Here is a 17,110-nt window from a genome sequence, read left to right on the forward strand (position 1 = left end):
AAGTGTAAAGGAAATAATCAATGGGTCATCAGGTCGAAACTTTAAGAGAAGAAGCACAAGCACTATTAAAACTTGAACAAAATCTACTATTAGAAATGGCTGAAAAAGGCATTTTAGATCAGTCAGATCAAGAGAGTGATCAAGATCAAGCGACCTTAGATACCCAGTCAGTCAAAAAAGAAATTGCTGTATTGCGTGGTGAACTGCTTAAAGTCACTGAGCTAGAAATGGTACTTGCTGTAGTAGGGACAATGAAAGCAGGTAAGTCAACAGCTATTAATGCGATTGTCGGTAAAGAGATATTACCTAATCGTAATGCACCAATGACCGCGATCCCAACTTTAATTAAGCACTGTAGGGGTAAAAATTTACCCCATTTAATTTTTACAGATACTGCCGGTAGACCGATTAATCAGCTGATACAAGACTTAAAAGTTGCATGTGAAAACCCTGCCAATAGAGACATACTTGAACACTCTAAGTCAGATAGAGATCTCTATACAACCATTGAAAAGATTCAAAATGGTATGAAAATGAAGACTGAGGCGCTTGGTGAGGAGCAAATTTTTGATTTTCTAAGTTCTATGAATGACTTGGTGCGTGTTGCACCACTATTTAATTTACAGTTTCCATTTGAATGCTATCAAGATGTCGATCAATTACCTGTAATAGAAGTGGAGTTTGCTCACTTACAAGAAGTGGGAGATCAAGCAGGTAAACTCATTTTATTAGATACTCCAGGGCCAAATGAAGCTGGGCAAACGCATTTGCGTCCAATGTTACAAGATCAACTAAGAAAAGCCTCTGCCGTGTTGGCGGTAATGGATTATACCCAGCTTAAGTCAGAGGCAGATGCCCAGATTCGAGATGATTTAAAAGACATCGCCAATACAGTTAAGAATCGAATATATGCGTTGGTGAATAAGTTTGATAATTGTGATCGTAATGGTATGCAAAAGGACGAAGTGAAAATTTTTGTTGAGGGGCTTACAGAAGGATTAATTAAGGCAGAAAATACTTATCCGGTCGCAGCAAAATTTGCCTATTTGGCCAACCGCGCTCGACACGAACGTTTAGCCGATGGTGCACTTCCAGATATTGAAAATGCAGTTTGGGTGGGTGACTTTTATAATGTAGCAGGATTGCATTTGGAGCCACTACGAACATCGGATAATATTGCTGCAATGATCAAGTATTTATGGGAGAAATCATCCTTTAGTGAGCCATTAAAACAGGTAATTTCAGCATCACATCAAAAAGCTGCATTTGTTGCATTGGATTCAGCAGTCGATAAATTGGATGAATGTTCTGAAAAAATTAATCTGGTGTTGGCTGTTAAAGAACAGACAGTGCAAAAGTCTGCAGTTGAACTACAAGAATTAATGGTTCAATTGGGTAATGATATTAAACGAATTAATCAAACAGAAATTAATGCAAAAAAAACAATAGATGCCTCTCAGGCGCAATTTTTAGAAAAAATTAAGCAGCTTGTTGATAAAGAGTTTAACTCTGTATCTAATGAAATTAAAGTTAATATCGAAAAAGGGCAGGAAACTATTTTTCAGTTGGAAAAAGAAGATCTTTCAAAAAAACCTAAGACTTTGGCTACAGTCTGGAAGAAAGTAAAACTGAAGATGAATGAAAGGCGTATAGACAAAACTAATCCTGTAATCGATTTTGGCGAAAATAAAAAGGAAGCACAAGAGTTTATACAGAGTTTAGTTATTATTTTTTCACAGCTTAATGAACGGACAAATCATAATATTGAAATAGAGTTAACTACTTTACTTGAGATATTTGAAGAGGAATTTAAAAATAAAATCTTTATAGATGCACAAAAAGATATTCAACAGATCAATAGCACATTAAACCAGAGTGGTTTTGAGGATATTAACTTAAATTTACCTAAACGAAAGTCGTTAAATCTTAAGTTATCTAGTGCAAAATTGATGCAAAATGCATTGATTGAAAATAGTCATCAAGTGACACGTACAAGAGTTAGTGATGGCAAATGGGCTAAATTTAAAAATTGGTTTAACGACAACTGGGGAACTGAAACTTATACTGAAACTGTCCGTGAGTATAAGGTAGATATGTGCCAAGTTGAGCAAAAAATTAAAAATGAATTAATAGAAAATCAGAAACAATTGGATATTTCTCTGACTCAGAATATTAAAAAGCCTTTAGAGGATGCAACTAAACAGTTCTTTAGTGAGTTTAAGCGTAAGGTTTCTGGATTGCGTAAAGATATTGAAAATAGTTTAAGAGATAAAGAATTGTCGAAGCAAAATGATGGTCAATTTTTGGATGTGATTTCAGCTATGAAAAAGTCTTGCCAAGCGATTAAAGAGAGAACTCTGGTACTTCAAAAAGCTATACAGGATAGTAGCCAATAAGAAATTAAATTTTATCTTGTGTAACCCATCAGCGAGGTTATTTACAGTGAGTAAATAACCTCATTTATAAGGCGTAAATCATGCAGTCTGAAATATCAAAAATTATGCCGTGTATTGCGGATAAGTTTGTCATTGAAATCGTAAATAGTATTCAAGTATCACAAGATCAGGTTCGAGTACAGTCAGGGCGTTTGGGGAAAATTTCTCGTCTCATTGATAGTTTTACTGGGGCTGGGCAGCTACGTCAGCAACAGATCAATCAAAATATGACCACAGGTTTAAATGCAACTTTTGATTGGTTAAATACTTTAACTCAAGAGTTAAGCTTAGGTTTTACAGCGATAGAGACAGCAAATCAGAAAATTATTGAGGTTCAGAATGCTGTCACTGACTTGGCTGAGTTTAGTTTGGAAACTCGTGATCTATTATCAGAACTTTCGGTGAGCTTACACGGTCGTTGTGATCAATTAGATCAAAGGCTTTCTATGGTTGAGGCCGAGAATAAAGCAGAAAGACAAATTACTTTATTGTTCAAACAATGGGAGATGGGGGAGTTTAGTCAGTTATCACCATTACTACGGTTATATACTGTCTTAGAGCAATTGTATTGGGGAGATTTTGGCGCTTATTATCAACAATATCATCAAGTCCAACAGGCAAAAAAAACTGTTCTTGATTTAAAAGAAAGCATTCGGTTAGATGCTGCAAAGCGCTTACAGGCAGATAAGCACAGTAATAAAGATGATTTTTTTCATCCATTACAGTGGGCTGAACAACCTGAAGTGTTAAGTCTAGATCTAAAAGAAAGTTATTCATTTATGGGGGACTGGGCTATTGCTGATAAAATGCCAATTAATCATTTCGCATCACAACAGCCTGAGCAATTATCATTGTATTTACCTCGGATATTAACTGCTGAAAAATTAGCAAGTTACTCATTAAATGAAATGTTTGGGGTAAGATAATGCAAAAACAATTAAAAACAGGATTAGTCTTATCTGGCGGTGGGGCTAAAGGTGCTTACCATGTTGGTGTTGTTAAAGCCCTTGCTGAATATGGTATTGAAGCAGATGCAATTGCAGGAGCAAGCATAGGAGCCTTAAATGGTTCTTTGTTGGCAACAAGCAAATCTATGCAGCAAGGTTATCAGCGTTTAAATAAAGTATGGCAACAATTAAGTCAGCAATCTCCTCTAAAACTGCAATCAAAAAATGTATTTATTCCATCATATATGGTGTTATTAGCTAGTTTTGGCTTACGTTTTAATACACCTAATATGGTTCGATATATTGCGTATCGAAGTGGGAAAGAGCTATTACAGCGTTTTAATATCTACCCAGAGTATTTAAAAAGTTTAGAAGAAAAACTGACTGGTCCAGAAAGTGTATTAGATAATACACCTTTAACTTCTCTTATTGATGAGTATTTGCAATGGGATGATTTAAAACGAGGCATTCCTTTATATGTTTCAGCATATAAAAGTGATGGTGGGTTGCTTGATTTAATGGGCTGTATTGCAGCTATGCTTGATATTAAGGATACTGCGCCATCTGAATTTTTTTGTCTACAACAGCTTTCGGAACAGAACTGGAAAAATGCCTTAATGGCTTCTGCTGCATTACCTTTATTGTATGAGAGTCAAAAAATTGATGGGCAGGCTTATACTGATGGTGGGCAAGGTGGTTGGAAAACTGTACAAGGTAATACACCAATAACACCTTTGATTAATGCTGGGTGTAATTTGGTGATTGTTAGTCACCTATCAGATGGTTCTTTATGGGATAGACATCGTTTTCCTGATACAACAGTTATTGAAATTCGTCCTCAAAAAGAAATTAACCGAGATGGTATGCGAGATCTTTTAGCCTTTAAGCCTTCACGTATTGGTGAGTGGATAGAGCAAGGCTATACAGATACTGTAGCTTGTATAGGAAAAATTAAAGGTGCTTTAGAGAGTCGCGGTCATTTGGCAACAGTAATACAGGCGCAGCAAAAAACAGAACAGGAAATGTTAAGTAGCTCAGACCGTATGCAAGATATGATGGCAAGACTTAGAGGTAAATAGTGATTTAAAAAAATACAGCTTTGTCTTTTTCTAAATGCCATCACCTGTCTCACTCAACTGTTAGATTTAATTTATTGAAAATAGAGCATAAGTTGCTTTGTATACATTTATTAAATCTGAGAGTTGGGTGATGAAATCATTAAAAGTTTTAGCGGTTGCGATTATGGGGTTTTGTTCTATTGATAGTTATGGAGCAACTTTGGATGTGACAGATACACTTTATCACTTCGCAAAAAACTGTAATGCACAAGGTCGAGTTGCTTACTATCAAGAAGATACAGGCCGATGGCAGGCATATTCAGCAGATCAAATGCATTATGAATATAAATATATGTTAGATATGCTTTCTTTAGGTTCATTGAGTAGTGATTCTGGGGGTTCAGTATCTCGCCAAGATATTCAGGCTTATCTAGATAAAACGAGAGCCAATAGACTTGCAGCAGCTAAAGGTTATTTGATGTGTAAGTAGAGATGATTTTAGTTTGATGGAAATATGCAGAGCAAAAGCGTATCAAAACTCTTAAAGAAAACATTGATACTATTTTTGTTATTGATTAAAAAAGCCCCAAGTTTTCACTTGAGGCTTTTTTTGAATCTGGAGCGGGAAAGGAGACTCGAACTCCCGACCCCAACCTTGGCAAGGTTATGCTCTACCAACTGAGCTATTCCCGCATGCCGCGTATAATACAATATGTATGATATTGGTCAACTATTTTTTTAAGGATAGTGCATTGTTTGGGTGTTTTTTATTCACACCTATTTGTTTTGGTTTAGAAGTTCATTTGAATTGGTCATAAAATTGGCAAGAATTGAGACTAAATAATATACATTATTTGTGAAGTATTATCTAAATCAAACGTTAACCGTTATACTCAAGGCATTTACTTAGGTGCTTAGGATCGTTTGACTATGAGTCTAGAACAGCAATTGCTACAACAGTTACAGGATTTACAACCAGAGCATTTAGAGATCATCAATGAGTCAGCTGGGCATGGTGGCTATTTTCCTGGTAAAGAGTCGCACTTTAAAGTCATTATTGTGAGTGCGCTATTTTCTGGACTACGTTTAGTGCAGCGTCATCAAAAAGTGTATGCCGCAGCTACAGGACTTGTTGCACCTGGACAAATTCATGCTTTAGCTATTCATGCTTATGATCCAAGTGAGTGGCAAGGTCAGGCTCCAGAAAGCCCACAATGTGCGCATGCACCAAAAGAATAATAATTAGGTAGACGTTATGGAAACTCAACTTCTGATTAAGATCATTCATATGAGCAGTGTTGCTTTAGCAATGCTGGTTTTTGTATTACGTGCAGCAACGCTATTTATAGGTACTGTTAACCAACAACCGAATCCTAAAGGTCGTGTTGTTTTTGTTGCTATGCAACATCTAAGTTATACAGTGTTGGTACTCACTGGGGTGGTACTTTTGATTATGAAGGACTTTCAAGTACAGCCATGGTTTTATGCCAAAATTATTTTATTCTTAGTTTTGCTCTCAACTCAAATTAAAGCCTATAAACGTGATGAAAGCATTACGCTACAACAACGTCAAGCTGGTGTGGCGATTGGCGCGATGGTGTTTTTGGCAATTTTAATTTTAGTGATGATTAAACCCACTTTTTAAATGGTTATATTAGCAGGCTGGGTTGAGAACATAATTTTGGGTGAATTCAACTCAGCTGAAAATGTAGTTGCTGTTTGGGCATCATCATAGATGTAAGACTATTAAAATTAAGAGGCTTTTATGCGTACACGTGTTGTGTTTAATCAAAAAGGTGGTGTAGGTAAATCGAGTATTGCTGTAAACCTAGCGGCCATAAGTGCAGAACAAGGTTTAAAGACTTTATTAATTGACTTAGACCCTCAAGCCAATTCTAGCCAATATTTATTGGGTGATGATGCAACCTATAATGCAGATAAACCAGCATTAACACCAAACATTCAAGATTTTTTTAATGAAGTTTTAGGACAACAACAAAGTAAAGGTCTTATTGGGCAGGCAATAGGTTCTCTATTAAAAGCACGTAAATCTGAGTTTGCGGATTATATTCATAAGTCGCCTTATACAAATTTATCGGTATTACCTTCAAGCCCTGATTTGACAAGCCTCGCCTCTATGCTTGAGGCAAAACATAAAATATATAAATTAAGAGATGCTATTCAGTCGCTCCAAGGTCAATATGATCGAATTTATATAGACACACCACCTGCTTTTAACTTTTTTACTCTTTCCGCATTAATTGCTTCAGAAGGCGTTTTAATACCTTTTGACTGCGATATTTTTTCAAAACGTGCATTGTATAGTCTTATTGAAAATGTCTTAGAAACTCAAGATGATCATAATGTGCATTTAGAGATAGAAGGTATTATTGTTAATCAATATCAAGCACAGGCTAAGTTACCACGTGAAGTTGTACAACAGTTAAAAGATGAAGCCCTCCCTGTATTTGATAATATGTTGCCTCCTTCGGTGATAATGAAAGAATCACACCATAAAAATATGCCTTTAATTTATTTATCTAAAGATCATAAGTTGACTCAGGCATTTAAATCATTGTTCAATGAAATCGAAAAAATGACTAAATGAGAAAAGTATGAGAGGAATCTATCTAGCCTTAATGGCCGGCGGTGTAGTGTTATTGGGTGGTTGTGCGACAACAGTTAAACCAAGTTATGTGTCTCCAACACAATATCAATCTCTATCATGTGCACAGATTAGTGATGAGTTTAATCGTATCCAAAATTATATTAATAATGGCGTACAACCTGCTAATCGTACCTGATTCACGTAATGTAATTTTAGCAGACTCAGCGTATCAACAAGGTGTTTGGAAGGCCTTGAAATTTATTCCTATTGAGGTTTTGAGCTATTTTTACGGTATTAGCTTTTGGGCTTTAATTCTTCATTTGGGATTGCCAGTTTGGCCATTGTTTTTACATATTTTGCATCTAGCCAGTGTTTTGTATGTCATTTGGTGGGTTAGACATTTATGGCGAATTTCATCAATGGAGCCGTTTTATTTAAAACGTGCTAAGCCCAAGTCTACACATATATTTTTAACAATTTTAAAAAATCCTAAAACAATTTTATTTTCCAGTGGTATTTTCCCATTTGAAACATGGAGTTCTTTTGAGAACTACATTGGTGTCCTGACAATATTTTGCATTTGTTTTGTTATTTGTAGTCTGTTTTGGGTGTGCTTTGGACGAAATCTATTATTAGGAAAAATTAGGGGAGTCAGTGCTAATCATTATTATAAAGGATCAGCACTGTTACTTATTTTGGGAATTTCGCCCATATTTTTGAGCTTTTTAAAATGAGGTTACTACGTAGGGGATGAATCTTTACTTTTTAAAAATTTGTGACGAACAAATTCGAAAATTGCAGGCAATATACTGAAGATAATGATACCAAAGATTAAGTAGGTAAAATTGTCTTTGACAATAGGCATATTACCAAACCAATAGCCTAAAATAATAAATGAACTGACCCAACATAAGCCACCGATGAGGTTATAGCTAATAAAATATTTATAATTCATGCTACTCGCCCCTGCAACAAAAGGGGCAAAGGTTCGAGCAAATGGAATAAAGCGTGCAAAGATAATGGTTTTACCACCATGGCGTTCAAAGAACTGCTGCGTTTTTACCAAATGTTGTTTATTAATAAAGCGAGAGTTTAATTCAAATACGCGAGGACCAATATATTTACCAATATGGTAGTTTAGCGTGTCACCTAATACTGCGGCAGTAAATAATAAGGCAATCAATAGCCAAGGATTCATTACGCCTGTTGAGGCTGCAAGTGCGCCAGCTGCAAATAATAAACTGTCACCTGGTAAAAATGGTACGACAACTAAGCCCGTTTCAACAAAGACAATCAAAAATAAAATCGCGTAAACCCATGCACCATAGTTAACTATAAACTCATATAAGTGTTGGTCTATGTGCAAAATAAAATTGATGAGTTCCATGAAAGGTGAGCCATATAGTGGGTTGTCCAAATCCTAGCAGTCTCCTTGACTAAAGTCAGTATGCTGATCAATAAATTATACAAAGCGTGTCGAGCAAGATCCCAAGAAACGTTAAATTGAACTTATCAAAAAATATCAGCTTTACTTGGCTGCAATTAAGTTTGAAATTAACTTTAAGGACCTTAACTCGATCATCGCTTAGTGGTTAAAAAGTGATTTTTACATTGTTTAAAAAACTGTCAGGGATAAAGTGACCAAAGCATGTGCGCGACTAAAAGAAAAATGCTAGAATGCAGCGCTTATTTCGTTTGCCAATCATAGTGTTGACCATGACTACCCATACTCAAATCACAGAAGACCGTATTCTTATTTTAGATTTCGGTTCGCAATATAGTCAGCTTATTGCTCGCCGTGTACGTGAAGCAGGCGTGTATTCTGAAATGTATGCCTATGATCTTTCTGAAGAAGAGATCCGTGCATTTAATCCAAAAGGGATTATTTTATCTGGTGGACCTGAAAGTGTTCATCAAGAAGGTAGCCCGCGTGCACCACAAGTTGTATTTGAATTGGGTGTGCCTGTACTGGGTATTTGCTATGGTTTACAAACCATGTGTGAACAGCTTGGTGGTAAAGTTGAAGCTGGAACTGTACACGAGTTTGGTTATGCCGAAGTTAATGTTCTTGTTCGTGATCAGTTACTTGCTAATCTAAATGATGGCAATGATCAGTTGAAAGTGTGGATGAGTCACGGTGATAAAGTAGCTGCTATTCCAACTGGTTTCCAAGTGACTGCAAATACAGCAAGTTGCCCATTTGCTGCAGTATCTGATGAAACACGTCGTTTCTATGGTGTTCAATTCCACCCTGAAGTTACACATACTGCTCAAGGTGCTGAATTACTTTCTAATTTTGTGCATAAAATTTGTGGTTGTGGTGGTCTATGGACACCAGAGCACATCATTGAATTGCGTATTGAACAATTGCGTCAACAAATAGGTGATGAGAAGGTTCTTCTTGGTCTTTCAGGTGGTGTAGATTCATCTGTAGTTGCTGCCTTATTACACCGTGCAATTGGTGATCAACTGACTTGTGTATTTGTGGACAATGGTTTGCTTCGTCTTAATGAGGGCGATCAAGTCATGGATATGTTTGCAAAAAATATGGGTATTCGTGTTATCCGTGCTGATGCTGAAGATCGTTTCTTAGGTGCTTTGGCTGGTGTAACAGATCCAGAACAAAAACGTAAGATTATTGGCCGTGAGTTCATTGAAGTATTTGCAGAAGAAGCACGTAAGCTTGATGGTGTGAAATTCTTGGCTCAAGGCACGATTTATCCAGACGTTATTGAGTCTGCTGCAAGTAAGCATGGTAAAGCACACGTGATTAAATCACACCATAATGTGGGTGGTTTACCTGAAGATTTAGCTTTTGAATTGGTTGAACCATTACGTGACTTGTTTAAAGATGAAGTACGTAAATTAGGTACGACTCTTGGTTTACCACATAGCATGATTTATCGTCATCCATTCCCAGGTCCAGGACTTGGTGTGCGTATTTTGGCTGAAGTTAAAAAAGAGTATGCCGATATTTTACGTCTTGCTGATGATATTTTTATGCAAGAGTTACGCGCAAGTGGTTGGTACGATAAAACTGCACAAGCATTTGCTGTATTCCAACCGATTAAATCGGTGGGTGTTGTTGGTGATGGTCGCCGTTATGCTTGGGTAATCGCGCTTCGTGCAGTAGAAACCGTAGACTTTATGACAGCACGTTTTGCTCATTTACCGTATGATTTGGTTGATAAAATCTCTACACGTATCATGAACGAAATTAAAGATGTTTCACGTGTAGTTTACGATGTGTCTTCTAAACCACCAGCAACAATCGAATGGGAGTAATCCTATAGTAAAAGTTTACATCTATTGACTGGAAAATAATGATAGAAGCCCACTAAAAAGTGGGCTTCTTTGTTTTTGTAGCATTTGTCATTCATTAGTGGTGTATGACATAAATTGATAGCCATTTTTTATTATGACTAGCTAACTAAGATCTGCCTTAATATGATGATTTAGGAGTAATATTATCAGCTCCATATTTAATATAATCTTTCTTATAAAAGACAAATGGCTTAAAGTTTTGTTCTTCATCAAAGAATAAAGAATATTCTTTAGAGGTTGAATTTTTAAGTTCATTTGATATGTCATCAATATTAAGCGGTTTTAAAAATTTATTGAATGTTGTTGCATAATCATGAATCACATCAAAATTTATTACTTCGTATGATGGACCTTCGATAATATTACTAGAACCGTTTAATATTTCACATCGATCTAGGCTCACACCACAATATATCTTGGCATGAAAGTTTTGTTTGTTTTTTATTTGTTTAATAAGTTCCGATCCTAAATTAAATTCCTCCATCTCTTCGTAACTTATATCATTTATATTGGTAAATGCGTTTTTAAACGCAGTTACTTGACCACTTCTCAGTAGAAAGGAGGTTTTTTGAGGATCTAAACGGCCAAGCATATTTAGCCAAGTATTCACCATCGGTGTATTCTTAAGAAATGTATATCCAACAAAAGGAGAAATTATATATACCCTATCATATAAGAAATTCCATCTAGCAATCAATTTGTAAAGCCAAGTCATAATTGCTGTTTTTGTATGAACGCCAAAAATGACTTCAGTTAATTCACGAGAGCCAGCTATATTTATAAGTGAAAACAAGTGCTCTTCAAAGTTATTATTTTCTTGATACTCACTTATAAAATTGGCGATATGCTTTTTACCACAGGTACAATAAAATGGAAAATTGATCACTATATTTTTAGGTGATGCTCCACGTGCATTTCCAAGTGACCAATTAATATAATTCCAGTATGGTCCTTTGATGCTCTGCCATTTATTTTGTAGATGATGGAATGAGATGGTTTCTAAATTTTGTTCACAATCATTGCAAACGTAAAGAGGGTAGTCATCAAAATCATAATGTGGATTCTTCTTATTTAAAATGGTATCTTTTTTTATATAATCAGTCATTGAAGGGAATTCTTTATAATCCTTTTCTTGCTTTATATCTTTATCGCCATGAAGATAAAAGCCATCTTTTTCTGCTCCGCTGTTAAATCCGGAAAAGTCAGGATTAATAATTTCTAATTTAAAGTGATTAGTACAGTTCTCACATACTCCGACCATTACTCCTTTTTCATCTAAGGAGGGAAGAGTTACTCCTATTGGAAGCTGTGGTGAGGCAGTATGTGCTTCATAAAAAGCAATGGTCTTATTACAAGATGGGCATTTACCGTGAAAATGTTCAGATTTATTTCCATCCATGCAGCTGGCTTTAATTCGATATAAATAGTCGCGAGGTAGCTGAGATAACATATTGACTCCAAAAGTATTATTCGATCATACGACAATAGTGATAAGTGTCAATGTGTTTACCATCCTCAGATTTTATGCAGACTTTACGATACAAAGCAGAATGTGTGTTCTATGCTTTAAAGCATCTTTCTAGCATTACTTTGCGATATGAACAGTCTAAATCATCAATTTCAAGAACACCGTCAAGGTGCTATAACAGCACATTTCTCTACACAGTTTCTTGATGAAGTTGATCAGTATCTTCAGCGTTATCCTCAAACAAGTTGTGTTGATATTTTTTTGCATGATCTCAATGGTCATGTGCGTGGCAAGCGCATTGATGTGAATCAGTTAGCAAACTTGGCTCAAGGTTGTTATTTTCCTTTATCAATCTATGCAATGAGCTTAGAAGGAACTGTGGTCGAGGCTTCAGGATTAGGCAAGGGTATTGGTGAACCTGATCAGTTTTGTATTCCTGTTTTAGGAACTTTACAGGCCAATGCTATCGATCCTGAGACACATGCACAATTATTATTAACGATGCAGGAAAATGATGGTCGAGATTGTTTATTAGAGCCACGTAATTTATTGAAAAACATGATGTTGCAGTTGCATGCACAACATTATTATCCTGTAATGACAGCAGAGCTTGAGTTTTATTTGTTTAAGCAAGATATGGAGCAAGTAGCCTTTAATCAGTCTGCTGAAAATCAAAGCTTTGATGTTGATGCATTAGATGAAAATCAACATATTTTAGAATTAATTAAACAACATGCTGAACGACAAGGGATTGAGATTATTTCAATCGTTGCTGAATCGGCTCCAGGGCAGTATGAGCTTAATTTGCTACACACAGCTGATTTGTTAACTTTAGCTGATCAGATCATGTCATTAAAACGAATGATTCGACAATTGGCGCAACAACATCAACTACGGGCATGTTTTATGGCCAAGCCGAGTCTACATCAAGCTGGCAGTGGTTTACATTTCCATATGAGTATTCGTAATGAGATGAAGTCGAATATCTTTGCAGATTCTGAGGATGGGCAGGGGGAGTTGCATTATATCGAGTGATTGCAGGTTTACTTGAATTGATGCCTGCATCAATGGCTATTTTAGCACCAAATATTAATTCATTCCGCCGTTTTAAATTGGGAAACCACGTACCTTTAGAAGCAAATTGGGGGAATAATAATCGTAATGTTGCTATACGTATTCCTTGTTCTGATTTAGAAAATACGCGTATTGAATATCGTGTTGCTGGTGCAGATGCGAATCCTTATTTGGTAATGTGTGTTATTTTGATTGGTACATTATATGGCTTATCTCATGAGGTATTATTACCAGAAAGGGCTGATGTTTTAGATGAGACAGACCCACAAGTATTTTTAGCGAATAATCAACTTGATGCTTTAAAACTATTTCAACAAAGCCAAGTACTGAGTAATTATTTTACTCCCTCTTTTATGTCATTATGGTCAACATGTAAACAATATGAATATCAATCTATACATAATCAAATGACTCAGATGGAATTGCAGTGGGGGATATAGATTGTTCTATTAATAAAATCCTGCATTTATTGTTCGTGCTAGCTCGCTGTTTCTGTAAAAGTTAAGATGGATATAATTTTAGTGGCATACTTTTATTGATCAGATTAATAAGCAGTTATACGAGGGCATAAACATGAGTAATAATAATTCATCAAAAAGTACAACCGCTCAATTTGAGCAAGATTTAATTACAACCGGTATGCAACCTATTACTTTGCGTCAGGCTGAAATTGGTCGAGGTACACAGATTAAACGTGCTTTACCAAGTCGCCAAAAACGAATGATTGGTGCGTGGTGCTTCCTTGATCATGCCGGACCTGTCGATTTTACTGCAGGTGAAGGTTTGGATGTTGGTCCACATCCACATATTGGTTTACAAACTTTTACGTGGATGATTAAAGGCAGTATGATGCATCGAGACAGCTTAGGTTATGCACAATTAATTCAACCTAAGCAAGTGAATTTGATGACGGCTGGACGTGGTATTAGCCATACTGAGGTCGCACCTGTTACTGAAACACAGATGCATTCAGTACAACTATGGATTGCATTACCAGATGATAAAAAAGATATGCAACCTCAGTTTGATCATTACCCTAAATTACCAATATTGCAACATGATCAAGTAGAGTACACCGTATTAGTTGGTGAGTTTTTAGGTGAAAAGTCACCAGTTCAAGTACATAGTGAGTTGCTTGGGGTGGATTTAGTCGCACAGGCGCAAGTGAAAACATTACTTCCGCTAAATCCAAATTTTGAATATGCATTACTTGTACTGGAAGGTGAGCTTCGTGTAGGTGAGCATCAACTAAATAATGAGCACATGTTGGTGGTTAATACGGGTCTGCAACAGCTTGAGCTAGAGATGTCTGCTGGCACACATGCGATTTTGATTGGTGGAGTGCCTTTTGAGTCACCTGTTATTTTGTGGTGGAACTTTGTTGGACGAACCCAAGAAGAGATTGAGCAAGCCCGTGAGCAATGGGTACAAGGTGATGCTCGTTTTGGTGAGGTCGCTGATTATCAGGGTGAGCGTTTAGCTGCACCTCCTTTACCTGATCGTATGAGAGCATCTAAATAATGCAAGGTGTACATGATAAAAATTGGATATTTCTACCTGGTGCTTCAGGTCGGAGGCAATTTTGGCAACCCGTTGTAGAGCAATTAGATATTTTAGAGCAAGCGACAGTACTGGGTTACCCAGGTTTTGATGGTGTTTTGTCGAAACCTCAAGTGAATGACTTTGAGAGTTTACAATGTTATGTGCTAGATCAAATTCAACAGCCCAGTATTGTTGTGGCTCAATCCATGGGTGGTATTTTTGCTGTACAAGCTGTATTAAATAAACCTGAGCTTGTGCAAGCTTTAGTATTGGTTGCAACATCTGGTGGGATTGATTTGACCCCTTTTCATGTGATGGATTGGCGTGAATCTTATCAGCAACAATTTGATTTACCTGATTGGTTTGTTGTGGAGAAAAGTAGCGTGATTGAGGAGGCACTTCATCAGATTACTTGTCCTGTATTGTTGCTTTGGGGAGATAATGATCCCATTAGCCCTATAGGTGTTGGACAATATTTACAGCAGAAATTTCAATGGGCTGAGTTAGAAATTATTCAAGATGGACAACATGACTTAGCCTTCACACATGCCAGACAAGTGGGAAGTTTAATTCAGAATTTTGTGTTGAGAACATTGCTGTAAATTCACATGTATAACCAACGTAGGTTGATACTATTTTTTGATAAAATTTTGATCAAAATAAATAGAATTATGAAGTGATAGAGAATAGAGCTTTGTAATTTAGTGCTTAATTAACTAAAGCATTCGTCAAATAAATAGATATATCGCATACTGTTGTAGATTCATATGGTAAGGAAATATTCATGAAAAAATCTATGCTTTTCGTTCCCGCTGCGGTTCTTGTCGTTTTGTCTATGACTGGCTGCCAAAATATGTCTACAAATGATAAACGTACAGGCAGTGCTGCTTTAGGTGGTGCTGCTGGTGCTGCATTAGGGAACAGTGTTGGAGGTAGAACTGGTGCTGCTTTAGGTGCTGCAGGTGGTGCTGCTGTGGCAAGTAAGGCAAATAATGGTTCAAATCAAAATGCTGGAGCGAGTGCTCTTGGTGCAGGCGTTGGCGCTGTGATCGGTAAAGAAGTCTTTGGTGGAAGTACTGGTGCAGCAATTGGTGGTGCGGCAGGTGCAGCAGCAGGTTCTGCAATTCAACAGCGCAATCGCTAATTAATAAAAATATATAAATCTCTTTGAAAACAAGCGCCCTTTAAATGGCGCTTGTTTTTTATTTTGTGATATCTTTTGTAATTTAAGTTTATTTGGTGATTTGAATTAAGTTATTGAAGTTGTAACAAATTTATTCTTTTGAGCGTATTTTTAGGATAAGTATTATATTTTGCAAATACGTACTGAAATTATGTCTTTAAAAAAATTGGAAAAATAAAAATAAAATTATAAAAAAATGTGTTGTTAATCTCATTAATCATAAATAAATATTATTATTACTATAATCTACTATTGGTATGCTGTATTTTGGTGCAAATAAGTGGTTGAATTTAATTGAAATAATTGAAATATTAAAGTGTAAAATGCAATGGTTGATTTATTTTCTTTAACTATACTCATTTTTCTATTTCAATTAATTGTGAATGAATCATGATATTAGGTATATTGGGGAATACTTCAAACAAAACGAATGGTGTCTTTAGTTATACATTAGCTGATAGCATCAACTTTTCTAAAGTTGCAAATCAACTTGCAAAACTTGGGGTTAAAAATAGTGTTGTTAAAGAGACTTTAGCAGGTCTAAGAAGTGGACGCATTGAGTTAAAACTCGTTGAGAAAATGACAACTAGTCTGTCTAAAGGTAGTCTTCCTAGCGCTGTTGTTAGCGATTTATTAAGCAATACATTGAGTAATAAGTTAACTACTGGATTGACTTCTGGACTTGTAGATCAATTAACTACACAAAAATTACCAGTTGAATTGGTTTCAAAACTATTAACGAGTTTGGATTCAATAGTATTGTCAACCACCAATGCCATAGATCAACTTACAGGTAATTTAACAAATACTGTAGATGGTTTAGTTGGTACAACTACAGGTTTACTAGAAAATATTCTAAAAAGCCTAGGTGTTCAAATTTCACTTAAAGGCGTAAATGATCTTGTCGGTGGCGTGACGAATACTGTAGATGGTTTAGTTGATAATTTGACTGATGTTGTTGATAAAGTTTCTCATGGTTTATTGGGGAACAACATCGTAACGCTCCTAAATGGTCTAGTGAATGGTATTCTCCCAATCGCCTTGGTAACAGACATTGTTGGTGGTCTTGCAAAGGGCTTATTATCTGTTGATCTCATTTCTAATCTGCTTGGTGGTGTAACAAGTGGTTTGTTATCACTTGATCTGGTAAATAATCTTGTTGGCGGCTTATTGGGAGGCATACTATCTCTAGAATTTGTTGCTGAATTACTAGGCGGAGTAACAGGCAATTTATTGTCTCTTGATTTAGTCAACAACCTTGTAGGTGGTCTACTTGGCGGTCTGTTGTCACTTGATCTTGTAAATAACCTTGTAGGTGGTTTGCTTGGCGGTGTGTTATCACTTGATTTGGTAACAAACCTGCTTGAAGGCATTACAGGCAATTTATTATCACTTGATTTAGTCAACAATCTTGTAGGTGGTCTACTTGGCGGTCTGTTGTCACTTGATCTTGTCAATAATCTCGTAGGCG

The 17,110-nt window shown here is 36.3% G+C and carries 16 protein-coding genes, 1 tRNA gene and 2 pseudogenes; 16 read left to right on the plus strand and 3 right to left on the minus strand.

Annotated elements, in window-relative coordinates; translation table 11 throughout:
* Window positions 1-20 precede the first annotated feature (20 nt).
* From RFH42_RS13490 to RFH42_RS13505, 4 genes are all read left to right on the plus strand, one after another.
* Window positions 21-2,396, plus strand: a complete 2,376-nt coding sequence (locus tag RFH42_RS13490; RefSeq protein WP_308976234.1) for a dynamin family protein — start codon at window positions 21-23, stop codon at window positions 2,394-2,396.
* A gap of 80 nt (window positions 2,397-2,476) precedes the next feature.
* Window positions 2,477-3,361, plus strand: coding sequence for a diguanylate cyclase regulator RdcB family protein (locus tag RFH42_RS13495; RefSeq protein ID WP_308976235.1), 885 nt, complete (start codon window positions 2,477-2,479; stop codon window positions 3,359-3,361).
* On the plus strand, window positions 3,361-4,461 hold the full coding sequence (locus RFH42_RS13500) for a patatin-like phospholipase family protein (RefSeq protein ID WP_308976236.1): 1,101 nt from the start codon (window positions 3,361-3,363) through the stop codon (window positions 4,459-4,461). Before RFH42_RS13495 ends, RFH42_RS13500 begins: the two co-directional genes overlap by 1 nt.
* Window positions 4,462-4,591: 130 nt before the next feature.
* The gene (locus RFH42_RS13505) at window positions 4,592-4,930 is read left to right on the plus strand and encodes a hypothetical protein (protein WP_308976237.1); all 339 of its coding nucleotides are present in this window, start codon (window positions 4,592-4,594) and stop codon (window positions 4,928-4,930) included.
* A 127-nt stretch (window positions 4,931-5,057) separates the two neighbouring features.
* On the opposite strand, the gene RFH42_RS13510 is transcribed toward RFH42_RS13505, so the two are convergent.
* Window positions 5,058-5,133, minus strand: a tRNA-Gly gene (locus RFH42_RS13510).
* A gap of 237 nt (window positions 5,134-5,370) precedes the next feature.
* On the opposite strand from RFH42_RS13510, the gene RFH42_RS13515 reads away from it, so the two are divergent.
* The 5 genes and pseudogenes from RFH42_RS13515 to RFH42_RS13535 all read left to right on the plus strand — a co-directional run bounded on the left by RFH42_RS13515 (window position 5,371) and on the right by RFH42_RS13535 (window position 7,782).
* Window positions 5,371-5,679: a BolA family protein gene (locus RFH42_RS13515; protein ID WP_308976238.1), complete on the plus strand. Its 309-nt coding sequence runs from the start codon at window positions 5,371-5,373 to the stop codon at window positions 5,677-5,679.
* 16 nt (window positions 5,680-5,695) lie between these two features.
* Window positions 5,696-6,085, plus strand: coding sequence for a SirB2 family protein (locus tag RFH42_RS13520; RefSeq protein ID WP_308976239.1), 390 nt, complete (start codon window positions 5,696-5,698; stop codon window positions 6,083-6,085).
* A gap of 120 nt (window positions 6,086-6,205) precedes the next feature.
* The gene (locus tag RFH42_RS13525) at window positions 6,206-7,048 is read left to right on the plus strand and encodes a ParA family protein (RefSeq protein WP_308976240.1); all 843 of its coding nucleotides are present in this window, start codon (window positions 6,206-6,208) and stop codon (window positions 7,046-7,048) included.
* Window positions 7,049-7,055: 7 nt separating this feature from the next.
* Window positions 7,056-7,241, plus strand: a pseudogene (locus tag RFH42_RS13530) (hypothetical protein); the annotation flags it as partial.
* A 58-nt stretch (window positions 7,242-7,299) separates the two neighbouring features.
* Window positions 7,300-7,782 (plus strand): threonine transporter RhtB, encoded by a 483-nt coding sequence (locus RFH42_RS13535; RefSeq protein ID WP_308976241.1) that lies wholly within the window; start codon window positions 7,300-7,302, stop codon window positions 7,780-7,782.
* Window positions 7,783-7,787: 5 nt separating this feature from the next.
* Here the strand turns inward: RFH42_RS13535 and RFH42_RS13540 are convergent, their stop codons facing one another.
* Window positions 7,788-8,435 (minus strand): DedA family protein, encoded by a 648-nt coding sequence (locus tag RFH42_RS13540; protein ID WP_308976242.1) that lies wholly within the window; start codon window positions 8,433-8,435, stop codon window positions 7,788-7,790.
* 329 nt (window positions 8,436-8,764) lie between these two features.
* Between RFH42_RS13540 and guaA the strand changes: the two genes are divergently transcribed.
* Window positions 8,765-10,333, plus strand: coding sequence for a glutamine-hydrolyzing GMP synthase (gene guaA / locus RFH42_RS13545; protein ID WP_308976243.1), 1,569 nt, complete (start codon window positions 8,765-8,767; stop codon window positions 10,331-10,333).
* Between the two features lie 157 nt (window positions 10,334-10,490).
* Here the strand turns inward: guaA and RFH42_RS13550 are convergent, their stop codons facing one another.
* Window positions 10,491-11,822 carry a hypothetical protein gene (locus RFH42_RS13550; protein ID WP_308976244.1) on the minus strand — a complete coding sequence of 444 codons (1,332 nt, stop codon included), beginning with the start codon at window positions 11,820-11,822 and terminating at the stop codon, window positions 10,491-10,493.
* A 147-nt stretch (window positions 11,823-11,969) separates the two neighbouring features.
* Here RFH42_RS13550 and RFH42_RS13555 point away from each other — a divergent pair, with 147 nt between their 5' ends.
* The 6 genes and pseudogenes from RFH42_RS13555 to RFH42_RS13575 form a co-directional block, all read left to right on the plus strand.
* Window positions 11,970-12,875 (plus strand): hypothetical protein, encoded by a 906-nt coding sequence (locus RFH42_RS13555; RefSeq protein WP_374990839.1) that lies wholly within the window; start codon window positions 11,970-11,972, stop codon window positions 12,873-12,875.
* Window positions 12,872-13,354, plus strand: a complete 483-nt coding sequence (locus RFH42_RS16910) for a hypothetical protein (protein WP_374990840.1) — start codon at window positions 12,872-12,874, stop codon at window positions 13,352-13,354. The genes RFH42_RS13555 and RFH42_RS16910 overlap by 4 nt, the downstream gene beginning before the upstream one ends.
* 133 nt (window positions 13,355-13,487) lie before the next feature.
* On the plus strand, window positions 13,488-14,435 hold the full coding sequence (locus RFH42_RS13560; protein ID WP_308976245.1) for a pirin family protein: 948 nt from the start codon (window positions 13,488-13,490) through the stop codon (window positions 14,433-14,435).
* A complete protein-coding gene (locus tag RFH42_RS13565; RefSeq protein ID WP_308976246.1) occupies window positions 14,435-15,058 on the plus strand; it encodes an alpha/beta fold hydrolase in 624 nt (207 codons plus the stop codon). Before RFH42_RS13560 ends, RFH42_RS13565 begins: the two co-directional genes overlap by 1 nt.
* A gap of 182 nt (window positions 15,059-15,240) precedes the next feature.
* Window positions 15,241-15,600 (plus strand): YMGG-like glycine zipper-containing protein, encoded by a 360-nt coding sequence (locus tag RFH42_RS13570; protein WP_308976248.1) that lies wholly within the window; start codon window positions 15,241-15,243, stop codon window positions 15,598-15,600.
* A 429-nt stretch (window positions 15,601-16,029) separates the two neighbouring features.
* Window positions 16,030-17,110: pseudogene (locus RFH42_RS13575) on the plus strand (hypothetical protein); the annotation flags it as partial.

The organism is Acinetobacter rudis (genome assembly GCF_031157835.1).
Classification (GTDB): domain Bacteria; phylum Pseudomonadota; class Gammaproteobacteria; order Pseudomonadales; family Moraxellaceae; genus Acinetobacter; species Acinetobacter rudis_A.

Excerpts from the sequence above, each read along its gene's own strand:
- RFH42_RS13490 (WP_308976234.1), top strand. The coding sequence starts at position 21 with ATGGGTCATCAGGTCGAAACTTTAAGAGAAGAAGCACAAGCACTATTA.
- RFH42_RS13495 (WP_308976235.1), top strand. The coding sequence starts at position 2,477 with ATGCAGTCTGAAATATCAAAAATTATGCCGTGTATTGCGGATAAGTTT.
- RFH42_RS13500 (WP_308976236.1), top strand. The coding sequence starts at position 3,361 with ATGCAAAAACAATTAAAAACAGGATTAGTCTTATCTGGCGGTGGGGCT.
- RFH42_RS13505 (WP_308976237.1), top strand. The coding sequence starts at position 4,592 with ATGAAATCATTAAAAGTTTTAGCGGTTGCGATTATGGGGTTTTGTTCT.
- RFH42_RS13515 (WP_308976238.1), top strand. The coding sequence starts at position 5,371 with ATGAGTCTAGAACAGCAATTGCTACAACAGTTACAGGATTTACAACCA.
- RFH42_RS13520 (WP_308976239.1), top strand. The coding sequence starts at position 5,696 with ATGGAAACTCAACTTCTGATTAAGATCATTCATATGAGCAGTGTTGCT.
- RFH42_RS13525 (WP_308976240.1), top strand. The coding sequence starts at position 6,206 with ATGCGTACACGTGTTGTGTTTAATCAAAAAGGTGGTGTAGGTAAATCG.
- RFH42_RS13540 (WP_308976242.1), bottom strand. The coding sequence starts at position 8,435 with ATGGAACTCATCAATTTTATTTTGCACATAGACCAACACTTATATGAG.
- guaA (WP_308976243.1), top strand. The coding sequence starts at position 8,765 with ATGACTACCCATACTCAAATCACAGAAGACCGTATTCTTATTTTAGAT.
- RFH42_RS13550 (WP_308976244.1), bottom strand. The coding sequence starts at position 11,822 with ATGTTATCTCAGCTACCTCGCGACTATTTATATCGAATTAAAGCCAGC.
- RFH42_RS13555 (WP_374990839.1), top strand. The coding sequence starts at position 11,970 with ATGAACAGTCTAAATCATCAATTTCAAGAACACCGTCAAGGTGCTATA.
- RFH42_RS13560 (WP_308976245.1), top strand. The coding sequence starts at position 13,488 with ATGAGTAATAATAATTCATCAAAAAGTACAACCGCTCAATTTGAGCAA.
- RFH42_RS13565 (WP_308976246.1), top strand. The coding sequence starts at position 14,435 with ATGCAAGGTGTACATGATAAAAATTGGATATTTCTACCTGGTGCTTCA.
- RFH42_RS13570 (WP_308976248.1), top strand. The coding sequence starts at position 15,241 with ATGAAAAAATCTATGCTTTTCGTTCCCGCTGCGGTTCTTGTCGTTTTG.